This window comes from Candidatus Accumulibacter sp. ACC003 (genome assembly GCF_907163085.1).
Taxonomy (GTDB): Bacteria; Pseudomonadota; Gammaproteobacteria; order Burkholderiales; family Rhodocyclaceae; genus Accumulibacter.
The window spans coordinates 285,366-305,110 of the sequence record NZ_CAJQTX010000002.1 but is presented as its reverse complement, the minus strand read 5'-3'; the positions used below and the strand labels follow the sequence as shown (position 1 = coordinate 305,110).

The 19,745-nt window shown below is 64.4% G+C and carries 22 protein-coding genes; 4 read left to right on the top strand and 18 right to left on the bottom strand.

Going from position 1 to position 19,745, the window contains the following annotated elements; all coding sequences use genetic code 11:
• Positions 1-20 precede the first annotated feature (20 nt).
• A complete protein-coding gene (locus QZ656_RS05130) occupies positions 21-1,298 on the bottom strand; it encodes a pyridoxal phosphate-dependent aminotransferase (protein ID WP_291992377.1) in 1,278 nt (425 codons plus the stop codon).
• Complete coding sequence (gene alaC, locus QZ656_RS05125) at positions 1,295-2,512, bottom strand: alanine transaminase (RefSeq protein ID WP_291992376.1); 1,218 nt, start codon at positions 2,510-2,512, stop codon at positions 1,295-1,297. Before alaC ends, QZ656_RS05130 begins: the two co-directional genes overlap by 4 nt.
• 146 nt (positions 2,513-2,658) lie before the next feature.
• Here alaC and QZ656_RS05120 point away from each other — a divergent pair, with 146 nt between their 5' ends.
• Complete coding sequence (locus QZ656_RS05120; protein ID WP_291992375.1) at positions 2,659-3,030, top strand: Mth938-like domain-containing protein; 372 nt, start codon at positions 2,659-2,661, stop codon at positions 3,028-3,030.
• 70 nt (positions 3,031-3,100) lie between these two features.
• Here QZ656_RS05120 and QZ656_RS05115 read toward each other — a convergent pair whose 3' ends face one another.
• Positions 3,101-3,793, bottom strand: coding sequence for a Bax inhibitor-1/YccA family protein (locus QZ656_RS05115; protein WP_291992374.1), 693 nt, complete (start codon positions 3,791-3,793; stop codon positions 3,101-3,103).
• 379 nt (positions 3,794-4,172) lie between these two features.
• Between QZ656_RS05115 and crcB the strand changes: the two genes are divergently transcribed.
• Together crcB and QZ656_RS05105 are read left to right on the top strand one after the other, a co-directional pair.
• The gene (crcB, locus tag QZ656_RS05110; RefSeq protein WP_291992373.1) at positions 4,173-4,559 is read left to right on the top strand and encodes a fluoride efflux transporter CrcB; all 387 of its coding nucleotides are present in this window, start codon (positions 4,173-4,175) and stop codon (positions 4,557-4,559) included.
• Between the two features lie 87 nt (positions 4,560-4,646).
• Positions 4,647-5,012, top strand: a complete 366-nt coding sequence (locus QZ656_RS05105; protein ID WP_291992372.1) for a DUF190 domain-containing protein — start codon at positions 4,647-4,649, stop codon at positions 5,010-5,012.
• Between the two features lie 131 nt (positions 5,013-5,143).
• Here the strand turns inward: QZ656_RS05105 and QZ656_RS05100 are convergent, their stop codons facing one another.
• The 8 genes from QZ656_RS05100 to argS all read right to left on the bottom strand — a co-directional run bounded on the left by QZ656_RS05100 (position 5,144) and on the right by argS (position 12,708).
• Entirely contained in the window at positions 5,144-5,605 is a 462-nt protein-coding gene (locus QZ656_RS05100; RefSeq protein WP_291992371.1) for an SCP2 sterol-binding domain-containing protein, read from the bottom strand.
• Positions 5,602-6,528, bottom strand: a complete 927-nt coding sequence (locus QZ656_RS05095; RefSeq protein ID WP_291992370.1) for a U32 family peptidase — start codon at positions 6,526-6,528, stop codon at positions 5,602-5,604. Before QZ656_RS05095 ends, QZ656_RS05100 begins: the two co-directional genes overlap by 4 nt.
• Before the next feature lie 14 nt (positions 6,529-6,542).
• Positions 6,543-7,556, bottom strand: a complete 1,014-nt coding sequence (locus QZ656_RS05090; RefSeq protein WP_291992369.1) for a peptidase U32 family protein — start codon at positions 7,554-7,556, stop codon at positions 6,543-6,545.
• A gap of 64 nt (positions 7,557-7,620) precedes the next feature.
• On the bottom strand, positions 7,621-8,442 hold the full coding sequence (locus QZ656_RS05085; RefSeq protein WP_291992368.1) for a helical backbone metal receptor: 822 nt from the start codon (positions 8,440-8,442) through the stop codon (positions 7,621-7,623).
• Between the two features lie 195 nt (positions 8,443-8,637).
• Positions 8,638-9,429 carry an SDR family oxidoreductase gene (locus QZ656_RS05080; protein ID WP_291992367.1) on the bottom strand — a complete coding sequence of 264 codons (792 nt, stop codon included), beginning with the start codon at positions 9,427-9,429 and terminating at the stop codon, positions 8,638-8,640.
• Positions 9,426-10,073 carry a thiol:disulfide interchange protein DsbA/DsbL gene (locus QZ656_RS05075; protein WP_291992366.1) on the bottom strand — a complete coding sequence of 216 codons (648 nt, stop codon included), beginning with the start codon at positions 10,071-10,073 and terminating at the stop codon, positions 9,426-9,428. Before QZ656_RS05075 ends, QZ656_RS05080 begins: the two co-directional genes overlap by 4 nt.
• Positions 10,074-10,093: 20 nt before the next feature.
• On the bottom strand, positions 10,094-10,915 hold the full coding sequence (locus QZ656_RS05070; protein WP_291992365.1) for an SPOR domain-containing protein: 822 nt from the start codon (positions 10,913-10,915) through the stop codon (positions 10,094-10,096).
• Between the two features lie 20 nt (positions 10,916-10,935).
• A complete protein-coding gene (gene argS, locus QZ656_RS05065; RefSeq protein ID WP_291992364.1) occupies positions 10,936-12,708 on the bottom strand; it encodes an arginine--tRNA ligase in 1,773 nt (590 codons plus the stop codon).
• A 151-nt stretch (positions 12,709-12,859) separates the two neighbouring features.
• Here argS and ubiB point away from each other — a divergent pair, with 151 nt between their 5' ends.
• Positions 12,860-14,395 (top strand): ubiquinone biosynthesis regulatory protein kinase UbiB, encoded by a 1,536-nt coding sequence (gene ubiB / locus QZ656_RS05060; RefSeq protein ID WP_291992363.1) that lies wholly within the window; start codon positions 12,860-12,862, stop codon positions 14,393-14,395.
• 187 nt (positions 14,396-14,582) lie between these two features.
• Here the strand turns inward: ubiB and QZ656_RS05055 are convergent, their stop codons facing one another.
• The 7 genes from QZ656_RS05055 to rsfS form a co-directional block, all read right to left on the bottom strand.
• The gene (locus QZ656_RS05055) at positions 14,583-15,701 is read right to left on the bottom strand and encodes a nickel/cobalt efflux protein RcnA (protein ID WP_291992362.1); all 1,119 of its coding nucleotides are present in this window, start codon (positions 15,699-15,701) and stop codon (positions 14,583-14,585) included.
• 10 nt (positions 15,702-15,711) lie between these two features.
• Positions 15,712-15,981, bottom strand: a complete 270-nt coding sequence (locus tag QZ656_RS05050; RefSeq protein WP_291992361.1) for a metal-sensing transcriptional repressor — start codon at positions 15,979-15,981, stop codon at positions 15,712-15,714.
• A 162-nt stretch (positions 15,982-16,143) separates the two neighbouring features.
• The gene (locus QZ656_RS05045) at positions 16,144-17,556 is read right to left on the bottom strand and encodes an ATP-binding protein (RefSeq protein WP_291992360.1); all 1,413 of its coding nucleotides are present in this window, start codon (positions 17,554-17,556) and stop codon (positions 16,144-16,146) included.
• Positions 17,556-18,218 carry a response regulator transcription factor gene (locus tag QZ656_RS05040; protein ID WP_291992359.1) on the bottom strand — a complete coding sequence of 221 codons (663 nt, stop codon included), beginning with the start codon at positions 18,216-18,218 and terminating at the stop codon, positions 17,556-17,558. Before QZ656_RS05040 ends, QZ656_RS05045 begins: the two co-directional genes overlap by 1 nt.
• 53 nt (positions 18,219-18,271) lie before the next feature.
• A complete protein-coding gene (locus QZ656_RS05035; RefSeq protein ID WP_291992358.1) occupies positions 18,272-18,895 on the bottom strand; it encodes a Maf family protein in 624 nt (207 codons plus the stop codon).
• On the bottom strand, positions 18,895-19,365 hold the full coding sequence (gene rlmH, locus QZ656_RS05030; protein WP_291992357.1) for a 23S rRNA (pseudouridine(1915)-N(3))-methyltransferase RlmH: 471 nt from the start codon (positions 19,363-19,365) through the stop codon (positions 18,895-18,897). Before rlmH ends, QZ656_RS05035 begins: the two co-directional genes overlap by 1 nt.
• On the bottom strand, positions 19,362-19,745 hold the full coding sequence (gene rsfS / locus QZ656_RS05025; RefSeq protein WP_291992356.1) for a ribosome silencing factor: 384 nt from the start codon (positions 19,743-19,745) through the stop codon (positions 19,362-19,364). The genes rlmH and rsfS overlap by 4 nt, the downstream gene beginning before the upstream one ends.

Sequence of the window (19,745 nt, the reverse complement as noted above, 5' to 3'; positions counted from 1 at the left end):
TAGAGGTTGAGGATTGAGGATCAAGAGACGAGCAGCCGGTCTGCTGGCTGCGCTGAGTCGTGGCCGGCGCCGGCACCGGCCGCGCGCTGGCGATAGGCTTCCAGGAAACGCGCGATACGCGCGATGGCGTCGCGCAGATCGTCTTCGTGCGGCAGGAAGACCAGGCGGAAGTGATCGGCATGCGGCCAGTTGAAGCCGCTGCCCTGGACCAGCAGCACGCGTTCTTCCTGCAGCAGTTCGGCGATGAATTTCTGGTCGTCCCTGATCGGATAGAGCTTTGGGTCGAGGCGGGGGAACATGTACAGCGCTGCTTTCGGCTTGACGCAGCTGACGCCGGGTATGGCGGTGATCAGCTCGTGCGCGAGATCGCGCTGGCGGCACATGCGGCCAGTCGGCGCGACCAGATCGTCGATACTCTGATAGCCGCCGAGCGCGGTCTGGATGGCGTGCTGTCCAGGGACGTTCGAACACAGGCGCATCGAGGCCAGCATGTCGAGGCCTTCGATGTAGTCGCGCGCTGCCCGCAGGTCGCCGGAAACGACCATCCAGCCGGCGCGATAGCCGCAGGAGCGGTAGTTCTTCGACAGGCCGTTGAAGCTGACGGTCGGCACGTCGGTCGATAGCGAGGCGATCGCCGTATGCGTGGCGCCGTCGTAGAGCACTTTGTCGTACACCTCGTCGGCGTAGATGATCAGGCCGTGCTGGCGGGCGATGTCGACGATTTCGAGCAGCACGTGTTCCGGATAGAGCGCACCGGTCGGGTTGTTGGGATTGATCACCACCAGCGCGCGCGTCCGCGGCGTGATCTTGGCACGCAGATCCTTGAGGTCGGGCAACCAGTCGTTCGCTTCGTTGCACAGATAGTGGCGCGGCGTGCCGCTGGACAGGCTGACCGCGGCGGTCCATAGCGGGTAGTCCGGCGTCGGCACGAGGACTTCGTCGCCGGCGTTGAGCAAGGCGTTCATGGCCATCACGATCAGCTCGGAGACGCCGTTGCCGATGTAGATGTCTTCCAGCGTGACGCCCTTGATGTGCTTCTGCTGGGTGTAGTGCATGACCGCCTTGCGTGCCGAGAAAATACCCTTGGCATCAGAGTAGCCGGCCGCGCTGGGCAGGTTACGGATCATGTCGAGCTGGATTTCCTCCGGCGAATCGAAGCCGAAAGCGGCGAGGTTGCCGATGTTCAGCTTGATGATGTGGTGGCCTTCGTCCTCCATCTTCCTGGCCTGTTCGAGGACCGGGCCGCGGATGTCATAGCAGACGTTGTCGAGCTTGTTCGACTTGCGAATCGTTTTCATGGGGTGGCTCTTTCGCGGCCGCTGCCGGTAGGCAGTAGGCCGTCTTTTCTGAACATGTCGCGGATGCCGCGCACCGCCTGCCGCGTGCGTTCCTCGTTTTCGATCAGCGCGAAGCGCACGTGATCGTCGCCGAACTCGCCGAAACCGACGCCGGGCGAGGCGGCGACCTTGGCTTCGATCAAGAGTTTCTTGGCGAACTCCATCGACCCCAGGTGCCTGTAGAACTCGGGGATCCTGGCCCAGATGTACATCGACGCCTTCGGCACTTCGACCATCCAGCCCGCTTCGTGCAGCCCCTTGGCGAGCACGTTGCGGCGCTTCTGATAGGTCTGGCGCACGTCTTCGACGCACTGCTGCGGACCTTCGAGGGCGATCACCGACGCCACCTGGATCGGCGTGAAGGTGCCGTAATCGTGATAGCTCTTGATGCGCACCAGCGCCCGGCACAACTCCTCGTTGCCGACCATGTAGCCAACCCGCCAGCCGGCCATGTTATAGCTCTTGGACATCGTGAAGAACTCGACCGCCACCTCGCGCGCGCCGGCGACCTGCAGGATCGACGGTGCCTGATAGCCGTCAAAGACGATGTCGGCGTAGGCCAGGTCATGGACCACCAGGATGTCGTGCTCTCTGGCCAGCGCGACGACGCGCTCGAAAAATTCGAGGTCTACGCAGCGGGCGGTCGGATTGCTCGGGAAACCAAGGATCATCATCTTCGGTTTCGGCGTCGTCTCGATGACTGCGCGTTGCAGTTCTTCGAAAAAATCGACATCCGGCGTCATCGGCACCGAGCGAATGTCGGCGCCGGCGATGATCGCCCCATAGATGTGAATCGGGTACGACGGGTTGGGCACCAGCACGGTATCGCCGCGGTCGACGGTGGCCAGCATCAGATGCGCGATGCCTTCCTTCGAGCCGATGGTCACCACCGCTTCGCTTTCCGGGTCGAGGCTGACGTCGTAGCGCCGCTGGTACCAGTCGCAAATCGCCTTGCGCAGGCGTGGAATACCTTGCGAGACCGAATAGCCGTGCGTGTTCTCGCGCAGCGCCGCTTCGACCAGCTTGTCGGTGATGTGCTGCGGCGTCGGCCCGTCCGGGTTGCCCATGCTCATGTCGATGATGTCTTCACCGCGCCGGCGGGCGGCCATCTTCAGCTGCGCCGTGACGCTGAAGACGTAGGGTGGCAAACGTTGAATGCGGGGAAACTCTCTCATGGTCCAGGCTCGGCTAAGGGCTGCGCTGTTGACGACTCATCGGTCGGAAGTCGGGGCAAGGTAGCGACTGGACGCTGCCCGATCCCTGGAGGCGATCGACAAAAAAGCTATAATCGTACTTTAAGGTTTTGTGCACCGCAATTTTCATGAAACTGCAACTCGAAAAAGCCGACGGCCTGAACACCTTTACCGCCTACGGTGATGGCTATGTCAGCGTGAACGGGATCCGTCACAACTGTAATCTGGCGGTTCTCCCCGAGCGCCTGATTACCGACTGGACGCTGGCCAGCTTCGCAACTCTGGCGGTAGACGACTTCGAACTGCTGGCTTCGCTCGATGCCGAAATCGTTCTGCTCGGCACCGGTAATCTGCTGCGCTTTCCGCGTCCCGACTTGCTGCGACCACTGGTGCGTGCGCAGAAGGGGCTGGAAGTGATGGACTTGCCAGCCGCGTGCCGCACCTACAACGTTCTGATGGCTGAAGGGCGCAAGGTCGCCGTCGGTTTGCTGCTGCGCTGAGCCGCGGCGGCCCGAGGCGCTGGCAAGAAAAAGGGCGGCCGCAGCCGCCCTGTACAAGGTCGCTGAGCGATCAGTCGCGTTCGCCGCTGAAGATCATCAGCAGGTTGAGCAGGCTGACGAAGACGTTGTAAATGTCGAGATAGACAGCCAGCGTTGCCGAGATGTAGTTGTCCTCGCCGCCGTTCACGATGCGGCTGATGTCGTACAGGATGTACGCCGAGAAGACCATCACCGCGACCGCCGAGATGGTCACCGACAAGGCCGGGATCTGGAAGAAGATATTGGCCACGGCCGCCAACAGAACGACGATCATGCCGACGAACAGAAACTTGCCGAGGAAGCTGAAGTCCTTCTTGGTCACCGTCGCCACGGTCGCCAGCGAGAAGAAAATGACGCCGGTGCCACCTGCCGCCATGGCGATCAGCGAAGCGCCGTTGCTGAAGCCAAGCGCCACCTGCAGGATACGCGACAGCATCAGGCCCATGAAGAAGGTGAAGCCGAGCAGCAGCACGACTCCCATGCCGCTGTTCTTGGTGCGCTCAATACCCCACATGAAGCCGAAGGCGATGCCGAGGAAGAGCACGAAGGACATCATCGGGCTGCCGGCCATGAACGAAAACTGCATCTGAACGCCGGCCAGCGCGCCGAGTATGGTGGGCACCATGGTCAATGCGAGCAACATGAAGGTATTGCGCAGGACCTTGTTCTGCTGCAGCGATACTTCACGGCTGGCCTGGCCTGTCATCTGAAACTGGGGTTGCATGGTGTTTCCTCCTGTTGATGGAATTGCGAATACGGCGCTAAGACTAGCCAAATAAGGAGAAAGTTTCAATGCTGGTCGATCGTTGCTGGCCGCTCTCGCCGGGCACGCCGAATGCCGGGCGGCTCGCTGCTCGCCTGTTCAGGAGGCAAGTTCCGGTGCTATATTGGCCGCCCGGGGCGCCAGGTGTTGCTTGTCGTTCAGCGTGCCGGCCTTGCTCCAGCGTATCGGCGGCGCACGGCTCACCCTTGCCGCCCGTGCCGGAGAAGGATCGGCGCTGCGACCGGGAGTTCAGGGCGCACGCAAGCGGCAGGTGCAGGAAACGGTCATGACTTTCATGCCCGGGGATGTCTCGAATCGTCATGACCGGTAGGGCAGGTGTATGTGGAAATCAGTCGTCGCCATTTCGATCGGAGCTGCACTGGGCGCATTGTTGCGCTGGCAGCTGGGGATCCGGCTCAACAGTATCTTTCCGACGATTCCGCCCGGGACGCTGGTCGCCAATCTGCTTGGCGGCTACGTGATTGGCGTCGCGGTGGCGTTTTTCGCGTCGTATTCGGCGATCTCGCCCGAATGGCGGCTACTGATCATCACCGGTTTCTGTGGCGGCCTGACGACCTTCTCGACGTTCTCGGCCGAACTCGCGGCCTTGTTGCAGGAAGGACGACTTTCCTGGGCCCTGGGCATCGTCGCCGTGCATGTCAGTGGCTCGGTGTTGATGACCTTCGCCGGCATCGCGACGGTCGTCTGGGCGCGGGCGGCGCTGTGACGCGATGATCGCGCACCGCTATTCATCACCGGCAGCGTTTGCTGCGGCAGTGCGGCGGCAAGGAAGTCAGGAAAAAGAGAGGGAAGCATGGAAGGTTCGTTTCTGAGGTTCTACGTGAACGAAATCCAGAAGCATCACGGCCGCCTGCTCTGGGAATGGTTACTCGAGCAAGGTAACCGGATGGGTATCCGTGGCGGCTCGGCTTTCCGCGCGATTGGCGGTTTCGGCCGGCGGCACGCGGTGCACGAAGACCGCTTCTTCGAGCTCGCCGGCAGCAGCGGCATCGAGGTCGAGTTCGTGGTCAATGACGACGAAGCGATACGCCTGCTCGACCTGCTGGCCCAGGAAAAGATGCGCATCTTCTACACTCGCATCCCAGCGTCGTTCGGGGTGATCAATCCCGATGGCGAGGACCCGCCCGCGGAAGTCGTCGGCGGCTCTCGCGACAGCTGATTGCCGGGTTACTGTGAAAGTCGCGTACGCGACTCACGAAACTCCCTTCTCCCCCTGCGCGAGAAGGGCCAGGGGAAGGCGGAAACGGTCATGACTTTCCTGATTTGGGGTGTTTCCACGCGTCATGACCGTTAGTGGCGAAAGATCGGTAAGGTCGGCCGTTGCGGCAGGCGTGGCAGCTCGACGGCGTCGAGCATGTTCTTGATCAGCAGGCCGAGTTCGGTGTCGCCGACGATCGTCAATTCGCGGTTGAAGAACAAGGTGTCCGGGTCTTCCTGACGCGCGAGCAATTGCAGGAAGGCCGAGAGCCTGGCGCTGAACGACAGGTCGGGGTCTTGCGGTAGCTGCCACAGCGGCCGGAAGACGCCGCCGCGATAGGTGAAGCTGGCGTGTGCGCCGGCGTCCAGCACGTCAACGACGAAAGTTCTCCCTTCGAGCATCGCCACGCTGTCGGCAGGCAGGAGTCCGGCCCTGGCGGCGGCGTTCAATGCTGTCGCCAGGGCCAGCGAGTGTGGCCATTGCGGCAGCTTGGCGCCGACCGCGGCGACCAGCCGCGGCAGTTTGAAACGGGGAATCGAAAAAAACTCGCTCATCGGTGCTTTCCTTCAATTTCGGCGAGTGCTGCCGCCGTGTGCTGCCGGACGATGCCGGCCTCGCCAAACCAGTAGCCGTCTACCATGCCTTCGCTGGCCCAGCCGCTGCTCTCGGTTTCGATCGGCTGAGCACGGCGGGCAGCGTCAAAAGCGGCGATGATCGCCGCCATGTGCGTTGCTTGCGGGCTGATGCGCAGCACCTCGATACCCATTCGCAACAGCTCGGGCACCTGCGGCAACAGGTTGTAAGTCTGCGCCGACATCGTCTGGATGCCGTTGATCGCCAGGAATGGCTGTCCTTCGCGGGTGCGCAGCGTCATCCCCTCGGGGTGGTCGAGACACTTGAACTGGCAGTCGTCCTTGTTGAGGCCGTAGTGGCGCGCGGTGAAACAGCGCGCCGAAAAAGCCAGCGGCAGTTTGCCGAAGGCGAAGACCTCGGTCTCGACGCCGCTCGGGCGAGCGCAGTGCAGCGTCTCGATCAGCCGGCGGTCGCCTTCCAGCGGCGGTACCCAGCGCTGCATGCCGTAGCGGGCAAAGGTCGCCAGCGTCTGTTCGTTGTAGATATTGAGATGCGGGCCGGCGACAAAGGCGCTGCCGGCGGCGATATTGACCGCGCCGAGGTCGTTCGCTTCGAGGCGGCAGCCGGGGATTTCGGCGAGTTCGGCACGCAGGCGGCGCAGCGCTTTCAGGTCGCTCTCGGATTCGAGCAGCGCTTGCGCGGCAATGACCACTTCCTTGCCGGCGTCGGCCAGGTCACGCGCCAGCGCCAGCCAGTCGGCGACGCGAATCTGCTGGCGGCGCGAGCAGACCACCTCGCCGACGGTGATGATGTCGATCGCCGGGTTCTGCGCCATTTCGGCGTAGAACTCGAAGACCTCGTTTTTTGGCCAGAAGTAGAGCAGTGGCCCGAGTGCCAGTTTCATGGTTGTCGTGGGCCCTAGCGCCAGGGGCGGTTGTAGGCGCCCAGCGTTACCTGACTGCCTTCGGAGACGCGCGCCAGTTCGGCCTGCCAGGCGGCCTTAACCTGGAAGTGCTGGGCGTCGCTGGCCAGCGCGTCGAGCGCGGCGCGCAGGCTGCGGGTGACCTGCGCGACGTAGGTCGGGCTGCGTTGGCGGCCTTCGACCTTGATCGCCGCGACGCCGATGGCGGCGATCTCGGGCAGGACTTCGAGGACGTTGAGGCTGGCTGGTTCTTCGAGTGCGTAGTAGGTTTCACCGCCGACCTCGAAGCGTCCCTTGCACAGCGTCGGGTAGCCGGCGGCTTCGTCGTCGCCGAAGCGGTCGATCAGGATGCCGTTCAGGCGCGTGCTCATCGCTCCCGGCGATTTCTCCCATTTGACGTACTTGGCCGGCGAACACGCGCCGACGGTATTCGGCGACTCGCCGGTGGCGTACGACGACAACCAGCAGCGGCCCTCGTTCATTACGCACAAGCTGCCGAATCCGAAAACCTCGATCTCGACCGGCGTATTGCGGATCACCGTTTCGACCTGCGCCAGCGTCAGCACGCGCGGCAGTACCGCGCGCTGTACGCCGAACTCGCGATGGGCAAAATTGACCGCCTCGTAGCTGGTTGCCGAGCCCTGTACCGAGAGGTGCAGGCGCAGCGTCGGGTGGCGGCGGCTGGCGTAGTCGAGCAGCCCGATGTCGGCGAGGATCACCGCGTCGACGCCGAGGTCGGCTGCGCCATCGACGGCGCGCTGCCAGGCGGCGGCGCGGCCGGGTTGGGCAAAGGTGTTGATCGCCATCAGCACCTTGCGCTGACGCGACTGCGCGTAGCGAATGCCGGCGACCATCGCCTTCTGATCGAAATTCAGGCCGGCAAAATTGCGTGCGTTGGTGTCGTCGCGGTAGCCGATGTATACCGCGTCGGCGCCGTGGTCGACCGCCGCCTTGAGCGCCGGCAGGCTGCCGGCAGGGCAAATCAGTTGGGGTACGGCGCGGTGCGGCATGCGGAACCTCGTCAAGTGGAGGTCGCCAGTATAGACAGCGCTGCCAGCCGGCACTTGATACCGGTCAATTTTCGGCCGAATTGGCCAGGCGCGCGCGCAGCTGGCGCAAGTACGCCAGGCCGGCGATCGCCCGGCTGCCGTACCAGGAGACCATCTCGCCATCGATCAGCGCGACGCGCGCACCCGGCGCCTGGCCAGCCAGCTGCTCCGCCAGCTGCCGCCGCTGCGGCTCGCGAAAGGGGTAGGGCTCGCTCGACAAGAAGACGATTTCTGCCTGCGCGGCGACGCTCGGCAGATCGACTTCGGGGTAGCGCAGCGTGCTTGCTGCCGGCAGCGTGTCCCAGCCAGCGGCCGCCAGCATGCGCGAGATATAGGTGTCGCGGGCGACGCTGAGCCAGGGCTTCTGCCAGATCAGGTAGAGCACCTGCTGGCGCGGCAGGCGCTCGCTCAGCGCACCCAGCGCCAGCGCTTCGCGCGTGAAGTCGGCGGCCAGCGCGGCGGCCTGCGCGTCGCGGCCAAAGACGCCGCCGAGCAGGCGGTAGAGCCCGAGGTTATCGTCGGCGGCCAGCGGATGGGTGACGATCAGATGCGGCACGAAGTCGCGCAGCGGCTCGATTTCTTCACGGCGGTTTTCATCGATGTTGACCAGCACGTGCGTCGGTCGCAGCGCGCGCAGCTTATCGACGTCGAAACCCTTGGTGCCGCCGAGCTTGGGCAGCCGCCGGACGACCTGCCGCGGATGGATGCAGAAGCCGGTGCGGCCGACCAGCGCGTCGGCCAGCCCCAGGGCTACCAGCAGCTCGGTGAGGCTGGGTACCAGCGAGACGATCCGTGGCTGGCCCGGGTAGCGGCCGTGTGGCTTGCCGATTGCGTCGGCCCATTGCATGTTTGGCGCTTTGCAGTCAGGAAAAGGGAGAGGGGGCGAGGGGAGAGACAAATGCTAGCGCAGAAACTTGCCGTGTGACCGGTGCCGCGCGTGCTCTTGGCCTGGCGGTAGCTCGCGACCTGGCCGCCGCCGGGTGTCAGGTGCTGATGGTCGGGCGCGACCCCGAGGCGATCGAAAGTGCCGCCGCGCCGACGATCAAGTGGCCGAGCCACGCCGCGGTTTGCGTGGCACCTTCTCCAGCAGGCGATCGTAGACGGCGTTTGGCAGCAGTCGCAGCAATTTGGCAACGAGCGCCATTTGCCAGGGGACGACGACATAGCTGCTGCCGCGCTCGATGGCTTGCGCGAAACGCGCTGCGGCGACGTCGGCAGGCATCAGGAAGGGCATCGGGAAGGGATTGCGCTCGGTCATCGGCGTCCGGATGTAGCCGGGACAGAGAGTGACCACTTTGACGCCCGAGCCGCGCAGTTCGACGCGCAGACTTTCGAGATAGCTGATGACCGCAGCTTTCGACGCGCTATACGCTTCCGAACCCGGCAGGCCGCGGATGCCGGCGACCGAAGCGACGCCGACCAGGCGGCCCTTGCCAGCGCGACGCATGGCGCCGATGAACGGCGAGAAGCTTGCCACCATGCCAAAAAAATTGGTGTCCATGACCTGCCGGATGGCGTCGAGATCCTTGGCGTGCTCGCTCAGCGTGCCGACCGAGACGCCGGCATTGGCGACGACGATATCCGGGGTGCCGAGACGGTCGATGAAGTCGTCGCCAGCAGCGCGCAAGGCGGCCGCGTCGGTGACGTCGAGCGGGTAGCAGCAAACCTGTCCTGGCCAGCGCTCGGCCAGGCGCTGCAAGGGCTCGGCGCGACGTGCGGCGAGCCCGAGCTGGGCACCCTGGGCGGCGTAATGTTCGGCGAGTGCCTGGCCGATTCCCGACGAGGCGCCGGTGATGAACAGCTTGCGGGGCGGCACGTCGCTGCCGCGGTTCACTTCTTGGCGTGTTCGCTACGCGCCTTGGCGATGACCTCGTCGGTCAAGGTCAGCAGTTCACCGTAGTTCTTGATGTCCTTGCCGGTCATCAGATACTTGCCGTCGACGGCCAGTGCCGGGACGCCCTGGATCTTGTAGGCCTGCGCCATCTGGTCGGCGCGTTTGGCCTGGCTGATGACCCCGAAGGAGTTGTAGGCATCGGTAAATTTCTTGGTATCGACGCCTTGCGCACCGACCCAGGCGATGATGCTCTTGTCGTCGAAAAGCTTCTTGCCTTCCTGATGCAGGGCATGGAAGACGGCGCCGTCGAGTTTGCGCAGGTCGCCGGTGGCGGCCAGCGCGTAGTACAGCCTGGACAGGCTCGCCCACTGCGGCCGCCCGAAGGAGATCGGCACGCGCTTGAAGACGACGTCGCTCGGCAATGCCTCTGCCCACTTGCTGACCAGCGGGTTAAAGTCGCTGCAATGCGGGCAACCGTAGGAGAAGAACTCGAGAACCTCGACCTTGGCCGGGTTGTCGGTTGCCTGCGCGGGGACGATCGCCACGTAATCGTGTCCTAGGAGCACTTCGGCTCGCGCCGGCAGAGCGCTGGTCAGGAGTGCCAGGGTGATCGCCAGCAGCCAACGGCTTGTCAGTCTATGCATTTCCATTCTCCTTGGTTGAGCTAATCTTTCTTGACTACTCTGGCGTCGATTCCTTGTCTGGCCAGCTCGCCGCGGACGCCGTTGACGTCGTCCATTCGCACATACGGCCCCAGCCTGACGCGGTACCACACCTTGTCCTGCAACATCACCTGCTGGATTCGTGCCTCGACGCCGAGCATCGCCAGCCGTGCTTTTTGGTTGTCGGCCTCGCTGACGCTCTGGAACGAGCCGGCTTGCAGGTAGATCGCCTGTTTCAAATTGGCTTCCCGATCGGTTTTGCCGCTGTCTGCCGGCTTGATCTCGGTGGGCTTGATTTCGACCGGCTTGATTTCGGCCGGTCTGGCCTCGAGCGGCTTGGCTTCAAGCGGCTTGGCTTCGATCGGCTTGGCCTCAAGTGGCTTGGCTTCGATCGGCTTGCTGCCGCTAGCGTGGCGGTCGGTCAGAGCAGCGACAGCGGCCGGGTCGTCTGCCGGTCGGGAGCCGGTCGGGTCGGGAATCGCTTCGGCTTTGCCGGGCAGGATCTTGTAGAAGTCAAAGCGCGGTTTTTCGGGTGCGGTCGAGTCGCCGGGCTTGCCGGGCAAGGGCACCGGTGCCGGCGCCAGTGCCGGCATCTCGGGTGTCGCCGCACTCGCCTGTTGCGGCGGTGCGTCGGAAACCGGTGCCGGCAGTTTGGGTTGCTGTCCGGTGGTCGTGAAGGGTAGCGGCACCCGGTTTACATACCAGACCACGGCGGCGACGACGACCATTCCGACGACCAGACCGATGAACAGGCCGAGCAGTGTGCTGCCACCCGACTTCGTCCGGGGTGGCGCCTTGCGCGGGGGTTTCATGTCAACACTCATGGCGCTCCTTTGTTCTCTGATTACATCGATTCCGGGCAGCTGACGCCGAGGATCGCCATCGCGTTGCGGATCACCTGCCTGACGGCCGCGGCCAGCGCCATGCGCGCGTCCTTGAGCGCAGGATCGTCGACCAGCATCCGCTCGGCGTTGTAGTAGCTATGGAAGTCGGCGGCGAGTTCCTTGAGGTAAAAGGCGATCAGGTGCGGCGCCAGGTCGCTGGCGGCGGCTTCGACGACCTCCGGAAACTCGCCCAGGCGGGCGGCCAGCGCCAGCTCATGGACGCTGTCGAGCCGCGCCAGGTCGGCGGCAGCGAGTGCTTCGGGCTGGCCGGCCCACAGCGCCAGCAGCGAGCAGACGCGGGCGTGCGCGTACTGGATGTAGTAGACCGGGTTTTCGTTGGACTGGCTTTTCGCCAGGTCGAGGTCGAAATCGAGGTGCTGATCCGACTTGCGCAGGACGTAAAAGAAGCGGCACGCGTCGTTACCGACTTCGTCGCGCAGCGTGCGTAGCGTCACGAAGTCGCCCGAACGCGTCGACATCTGCGCCTTCCGGCCGCCGCGATAGAGCACCGCAAACTGTACCAGCGCGACGTCCAGCCTTGCGGGGTCGAGTCCGAGCGCGCCGAGGGCACCTTTGACGCGCGGAATGTAGCCGTGATGATCGGCGCCCCAGACGTTGATGACCCTTTGGAAGCCGCGCTCGTACTTGTTGAGGTGATACGCGATATCCGACGCAAAGTACGTGTACTGGCCGTTCTCGCGCTGCACGACGCGGTCTTTTTCGTCGCCGAAAGTGGTCGATCGAAACCAGCGTGCGCCATTCTGAAGGTACAGATGGCCGGCCGTTTGCAGCTGTTCGACGCAGCGTTCGACCAGGCCGGCAGCGAACAGGGATTGTTCGGAGAACCAGACGTCGAAATGCACACCGGACTCTTCGAGGTCGCTGCGGCAGTCGGCGAGCTGCTCGCTGAGCACGTGCTCATGCACGTACTGCCAGCCGCCGCCGAGCAGCTGCTTGGCATTGGCAATCAGCGCGTCGAGGTGCGCTTCGCGCTGTTGCTTGGCTTCGGCGTCGGTACGCTCGACGTCGGGCATGGCGGGGACGCCGGCGAAGACGCTGGCCGTGGGTTGCAGGTAGCGGTCGCCATGCGCCGCCTGCAGCTGGCTAGCCATCTCGCGCACGTAGCTGCCCTGATAGGCGTTGCTCGGGAAAGCCAATTGCGCCGCGTCGCTGCCGGCAAGTTGCAGGTAGCGTAGCCAGGTCGACAAGGCCAGGATGTCCATCTGGCGGCCGGCATCGTTGACGTAGTATTCGCTGGTCACATCCCAGCCGGCGAAGGCGAGCAGCGTGCACAGGCTGCCACCGTAGGCGGCACCGCGGCCATGGCCGACGTGCAAGGGTCCGGTCGGGTTGGCCGAAACGAACTCGACCAGCACTTTCTTCTGGCCACCAGCCGTTGCGCGGCCGAAATCATCCGCCTGTTCGAGAACATCGCGAACGACTTCGAGCTTGGCCGCCGGCGGCACGTGGAAGTTGATGAAACCGGCGCCGGCGATTTCGGCTCTGCTGAGGAAGGGCGACGATGGCAACTCGGCCAGCAGCAGTTGTGCCAGTTGCCGCGGATTGCGCTTCAGCGAGCGCGCCAGCTGCATCGCCAGGTTGCACGAAAAATCGCCATGCGTGGCCTGCTTGGGCCGTTCGATATGGATTTCGCTGACGGCCTCGGCGGGTGCCACGCTGCGCAGCGCGGCGCGCATCAACTCGGCCAGGTGGGATTTCAGATCGTGACTCATCGGGCGGCGTCGGCTAATGGATTCGGTGAAGCCGACGATTATACGATGCCATAGCACGGCCAGCTAATCGTCGGCACCGCGATGAAGCTCGTTTCTGTGTGGTTTCTGTGTAAACTTGCTCCTTTACCGACCACCTTCCCCCTCGTCAGCCGTGCGACTTTTCCGCCTCGTCAAAATTCTTCGCATTGCCAGCCGCTACGGTCTTGACGAGATGATTCTCGAGCACGAGCCCAGTGGCCGCTTGGCGGCACTGTCGCGGGCGCTGCACTTCTGGCGGCGCTTCGATAGCCCGTCGGCCGTTCGCCTGCGCCTTGCTCTGGAAGCGCTGGGGCCGATCTTCGTCAAGTTTGGACAGGTCCTGTCGACCCGCCGCGACCTGCTGCGCCCGGATATTGCCGACGAACTCGCCAAGTTGCAGGATCGCGTACCGCCGTTTTCGTCGGCGCTGGCGCTGGCGCAGATCGAGAAGGCCTACGGCCGGCCGGCCAGTGAAGTATTTGCCGAGTTCGACTCGACGCCGGTGGCCAGTGCCTCGATCGCGCAGGTTCACTTTGCCCGCCTGCGCCCGGAAGATGGCGGCCACGAGGTTGCGGTCAAGGTGCTACGGCCATCCATGCACGGCGTCATCGCCAACGATCTGGCGCTGCTCGAAACGCTCGCCGTCCTGCTCGAAGCGGTGTGGTCGGATGGCAAGCGGCTGAAGCCGCGCGAAGTCGTTGCCGAGTTCGCCAAGTATCTCTACGACGAACTCGACCTGATGCGCGAAGCGGCCAACTGCTCGCAGTTGCGGCGCAACTTTCACGGCTCGCGGTTGTTGCAGGTTCCGGAGGTGTACTGGGATCAGTGCACGACCACGGTGATGGTCATGGAGCGCATGCGCGGTATCCCGATCAGCCAGACCGGCGCGTTGATCGTCGCCGGCATCGACCTGCCGGCCCTGTCGCGTGCCGGCGTCGAGATTTTCTTCACGCAGGTTTTCCGTGACGGTTTCTTTCACGCCGATATGCACCCCGGCAACATTTTCATCGCCACCGACCCGGCGCACCACGGCAGCTACATCGCGCTCGACTTCGGCATCGTCGGGACGCTGACCGACAGCGACAAGAACTATCTGGCGCAGAATTTTCTGGCTTTCTTTCAGCGCGACTACAAGCGCGTCGCGACCGCCCACATCGAAGCGGGCTGGGCGCCAGCCGATACCCGCGCCGACGAGTTCGAGGCCGCCGTGCGGGCGGTCTGCGAGCCCATCTTTGACCGGCCGCTACACGAGATCTCCTTCGGCCGCGTGCTGCTACGCCTGTTCCAGACCTCGCGCCGCTTCAACGTCGAAATCCAGCCGCAGCTGGTGATGCTGCAAAAAACGCTGCTCAATATTGAAGGCCTCGGTCGCCAGCTCGACCCCAATCTCGATCTCTGGAAGACCGCCAAACCTTTCCTTGAACGCTGGATGAACGAGCAGATCGGCCGCCGCGCTTTCCAGCGCGGCGTGCAGCAGGAGGCGCCCAATTGGGCGCGCATGCTGCCGCAGCTGCCAAGGCTGGTGCACCAGGCTCTGGCGCAGCCGAAAGCGTCCGATCTGGCGCCGCTGCTCGCCGAACTGGCGCGTACGCAGCGCCAGCAGGCGCGCCTGCTGGCGCTCATCGCCGCGCTACTGGCGGCGCTGCTGCTCAGCCAATACTACTGGTAAATCGTGCGGCACCGGCCCGAGAGTCCGGCGGCTGCCGTGTTGGGGGGTGTCAGCAGTCGAAGCGCGGTCGCAGCAAGTGCCCGAAACAGGCTGGCAGCGTCGAGGCGCGTGCGCTCGCATGACATCGTCCGGCACGCAAAATCCTCGCCGGGCTGTAAACGCGCGTTCTCAAAGGGCATGCACGCTGTCAGGCCAGGGCGTGCAAGCCTTGATAACCGAGGTAAATGCCAACGAGCAGGATGAGGGCGCCAGAGAAGTACGGCGCTTGGCGAGCGAATTCGCCGAAACCACTCCAGCGCTTGGCAACGTGCTTCACGCTCAAGGCCGCCAGCGCGCCCGAAAGGACCATCGTCAAGGCCAGGCCGATACTGAAGCACAGCACCAGGGTCGCACCGAGGGTGATCTCCTTGAGTTGCAAGCACAGTAACAGCACGGTGATCGACGCTGGACAGGGAATCAGCCCGCCGGTGAGCCCGAACATGACGATCTGCCCGGTCGTCACTTCGCGATTGGCGAAGCGATGGCGAATGTCGTTGGCGTGCGCCAGTTCGTGCGGATCCTGGTAGCCCGGAGCCGACACGTCGAGCCCTTCGTAGTCCTTGATGGCGTGCTGATGGTGATCGTGCTCGACGAACTCGACGTCGTAGTCGTGGCTGTGCTGCTCATCGCCCAGGCGCAAGCGGACGACAAACTCGTGTGGCTCGGGAATCTCCTGGTCGGACTCGACGAAACCATCGCGCTGCACGAAACTGAATTTCTGGATGCTGCCGTCCGCTCGTTCGGTCTCGATCCGCACCTGCTCGGCAGCCCACGTGTGGCCGTGTCCGCTTTCTCGGAACAGGCGGAAGCGCGGCGGCACACCGTCCTCGAAAACTTCCAGCCGTACTAAACCGTGGCCGGTATCGATCCGTTTCGTGTCGTCATGATGATGGTCGTGGTCATGGGCCTGCTCGGCAGACTGCCCCTGCCGCCAGTTGCGCCACATCATCCACAGCGCGACAGCGATAATCACGACGGCGGAGGCGACCTGCAGATACGGCTCACTGGTCTCGGCATCCCATTTCCGACCGAAGTACATGCCGCCGAGCGCGATGACCCAGACCACGGCGGTGTGCGAAATCGTCGCCGACACCCCGAGTAGAACGGCTTGCGCCACCGTGCCACGAATAGCCACGATGAAGGCCGCCATCATGGTCTTGGAATGGCCCGGCTCGAGGCCGTGCAGGCTGCCGAGCAGGATTGCGCTCGGAATAAACAGCCAGGCGTTAGCCGTGCCTTGCGCCAACAAGGCAGAAAAGTTGCTCATCGGGCTTCTTTCAGAGGTACTTGGTGATCGCTTTGAACTCGCGGATCGTTTCGTCCGCGGTCTGGGCGCCGTTACGCACCGCTTGTTCAAGGCAGTGATCAATGTGATCGTGAACCAGCGTCTTTTTGGCGTTGCCGACCGCGCTTTCGACAGCCTGCAGTTGCTGGGCGATCTCCAGGCAATTGCGGCCACCCTCAAGCATGGTGATGATGCTCTTGAGGTGGCCTTCGGCGCGTTTCAGGCGCTTGATGATTTCCGGGTGCGAGGTGTGCGTACTCATGGAACTAATCCTATCCCCGGGGATAGGATGCGTCAAGCGCCAGAATCAAGTAGCAACGGTCTATTTGAGGAGCGCCGCAAGGTCTTCAAGGAAATCGATGGCCGCCGCCGCTATCACCAGCAAGCTCGCCAGGCTCGGCCTACTCGGTTCCTTCGCCGCCGGCTACTCGATTGGCCGTCTCGCGCTGTGGAAGTCGTGCGCGGCTGGCGCCGATTCGCGCCAGCGCAGACGCGCTTCGAAACCACCGCCGGCGAGGTTGGCGAACTCCAGGGAGGCGTCGTGCAGTTCGGCAATCCGTTGGCTGATCGCCAGCCCGAGACCGCTGCCTTCGGCGAGCGTCTCGTGGCCGCGATAGAAGCGTTCGACCAGTCGCGGTAAGTCGGCGGGCGGAACGCCCGGACCGTCGTCGGCAACGGCCAGCAGCAGATCACCATGCTCGCGGCGCGTGCAGACGGTGATCGTGCTGCCCGGCGGCGTATGGCGCAGGGCGTTGTCGAGCAGGTTACGGACGACGATTTGCAGCAGCTCGGCGTCGCCCCGGACGAGCAGCGGCGAGGCGTCACTCTGCAGCTGAATGGCGTGCGTCGCGACGGTCGGCCAGACTTCGCTGAATACCTGCTGTGCCAGTTCGCCAAGGTCGACGTCGCTCGGCTCGGGTAGTCCGGCCAGGGGGTCGAGGCGGGCCAGCCGCAGCAGCTGTTCGACGACGCGCGTGGCACGGTCGCTGCCCGCCAGGATCTGGCGCAGCGCGTGCTGGCGGTCGGCGGCGTCGCTGCTCAGTTGTGCCACCTGCGCCTGGACCTTGATCACCGCCAGCGGCGTGCGCAATTCGTGCGCGGCGTCGGCCGTGAAGCGGCGTTCCTTGTTCAGGGCCTCGCGCAGTCGGAGCAGCAGACGATTGAGCGCGCTCAGCAGCGGCTGCACTTCGCGCGGCACACCGTGTCCGGGCAGCGCTTCGAGGTTTTCCGGCGACCGCGAAGCGACATCGCTGGCCAGGTCGTCGAGGGGTTTCAGTCCGCGCCGCACCGAGAAGTAGATCAGCAGCAGCAGGAGTGGCGAAATCAGCGCGTTCGGCAAGACCGCCTGGCGGGCAACTTCCAGCGCGGCGCGGTCGCGCAGCTTGATCGACTGACCGATCTGTACCCGGTAGCCGCCGGTCGTCGAGGCGAGAGTCAGCAGCCGCCAGGGACCGCCGTCGTGCTCGCTGGCGGTGTAGCCGGTTTTCCCCGACAGGGAGGCGCTGGGCGCGTGCGGCGAACGGAGCAGCACGGAGCCGTCGCTACGGCCGATCTGGAATTCCAGTGGCGGGTCGTAGGGACTCGAGCCAACGCGGTCCAGCGTTTGCAGGCGAGTCGCCAGATCGGCGAGCTGCTGCGGGTCGTCGCTGGCAAGCGCCAGCAGCAGTCTGGCCGATTGTGCCAGATGCCCGTCCATCAGTTCCTCGGCCTCGTGCTGCGCCTGCCGGTAGCTGAGCACAGTGCTCACGGCCAGGCCCAGCAGCGCGGCCAGGCCGACGGTACGCAGCAGGCGCCAGCGCAGCGACTGCAGGTGCCGCCCCGGCAAGTTTGTTGGCATCAGGCCGAGTCCCGCAGTTGGTAGCCCAGGCCGCGAATCGTGCGAATGAAGTCGGCGCCGAGTTTGCGGCGCAGATTGTGGATGTAGACCTCGACGGTATTGCTGCCGGTTTCTTCGCCCCAGGCGTAGAGACTCTCCTCGAGCTGGCCGCGGCTACGGATGTGCGTCTTGTGGCGCAGGAGATCGTGCAACAGGGTGTATTCGCGGGCCGAGAGAGTGACCGGCTGGCCATTGTGGGTGACGCGTTTGCTGGCCGGATCGAGGACCACGCCGGCGTGGGTCAGCGTCGGTACGGCGGCGCCGCCGGCTCGCCGGAGCAGGGCTCGCAGACGCGCCTGCAACTCGGGGAGGTCGAAGGGCTTGGTCAGATAATCGTCGGCGCCGGCGTCGAGGCCGGCGATCTTGTCGGCGCTGGTGTCGCGGGCGGTCAGGATCAATACCGGCAGCTGGCTGCCCCGGCCGCGCAACTCCTCGAGTACCGACAGACCACCGCGCCTGGGCAGACCGAGATCGAGAACGCAGGCCTGATAAGCGTGGTCGAGCAGCGCCAGGCGTGCGGCATCGCCGTCACGCACCCAGTCGACGGCATAGTTGGCCAGCTTCAGGCCGGCACGGATGCCGTCCGCCAGCATGGCGTCGTCTTCAACCAGCAGAATGCGCACTGAACGGGTTTCCCTCGCGAATCCGGCGGCCGCGTTGCCTTTGTGCCGGCCGGCTACGGCTGGTAGCCGAAGGTCTTCAGCAACTGCGCGGTTTCGCACAGCGGCAGGCCCATCACGCCGGTATAGCTGCCGGCGAGGTGCTCGATGAACATCGCCGCGCGACCCTGGATGCCATAGGCACCGGCCTTGTCCATCGGTTCGCCGCTGGCCACGTAGCGATCGATCTCGCCGTCGTCGAGCTCGCGAAAACTGACCTCGCTGACCGAGCGGGCTACTTCAATGCGCCCTTCGAAGCCGATCGCCATCGCCGTCAGCACGCGATGCGTGCGGTCAGACAGGCGGCGCAGGATGCGTTTGGCGTCGTCGGCGTCGGTCGGTTTGCCGATCAACTCGCCAGCCAGCTCGATCGTCGTGTCGGCGGCCAGCACCGGCTGTTCGAGCAGTCGGCGCCAGTAGACGATTCGGCAACCGAGGTCCACCTTGTTGCGGGCAATTCGTTCGACGTAAGTGCTCGGGTCTTCGCCGGGTAGCGGCGTCTCGTCGAGTTCGGGGTCGCCGCGCGCGTCACTGCGGAAGGCGATGGTGTCGAAGCCGACGCCGATCTGCGTCAGTAGGTCGCGCCGCCGCGGGCTGCGTGACGCCAGGTGAACACGTGCTTGCTGGTTGGCGAGTGACATCAGCCCTCCCGATGGTAAGGATGTTGGCGAACGACGCTGCCGGCTCGATAGAGCTGCTCGCAGAGCAACAGCCGCGCCAGGGCGTGCGGCAGCGTCAGACTGGAGAGGCGGATACTTTCGTCGGCGCGCTGCTTCAGGTCCTCGTCAAGGCCATCAGCGCCGCCGATGACGAAGGCTGTCGCGCCACCGGCACGCATCCAGCCCTGCAGGCGCTGCGCCAACTGTAGCGTCGTCAGATCGTCGCCACGCTCGTCGAGGATAATGACTCGCTGGTAGGTTGGCAGTGCCGCCAGCAGGCGGAGCTTCTCGGCGGCCAGCAGCTGCTCGCGGTTTTTCGAGCCGCGGCTTTCCGGCTTGACCTCGACGACCGCCAGCGGTAGTTCGCGCGGCATCCGCTTGATGTACTCGGCGCAGCCCTCGGCGACCCACGCCGGTGGCTTGTGGCCGACGGCGAGAATGGCCAGCTTCATTCCTCGCCGGCGGCGACCTGTTGCACTTCGGTTGCCGCCCGCCGAACGCGTGCCGGGCCTTTGCCACCCCACAGCTCTTCGAGCCGGTAGTAGCTGCGGACGGCTGGCTGCATGACATGGACGACGATGTCGCCGAGGTCGACCAGGACCCACTCGCCCGTTTCCTCACCTTCACAGGAAAGGACGTGCACACCCGCTTCGCGGGCTTTGTCCTGAACATGGCGCGCCAGCGATCTGACCTGGCGGTTCGAGTCGCCGCAGGCGACGACGATACAGTCGAACAGCGAGGTCAGGCGGGTGGTATTGATGACCTCGATATCACGGCCCTTGATGTCTTCGAGCGCGTCGACGACGAGTTTTTCCAGCTGCGGGAGATTCAT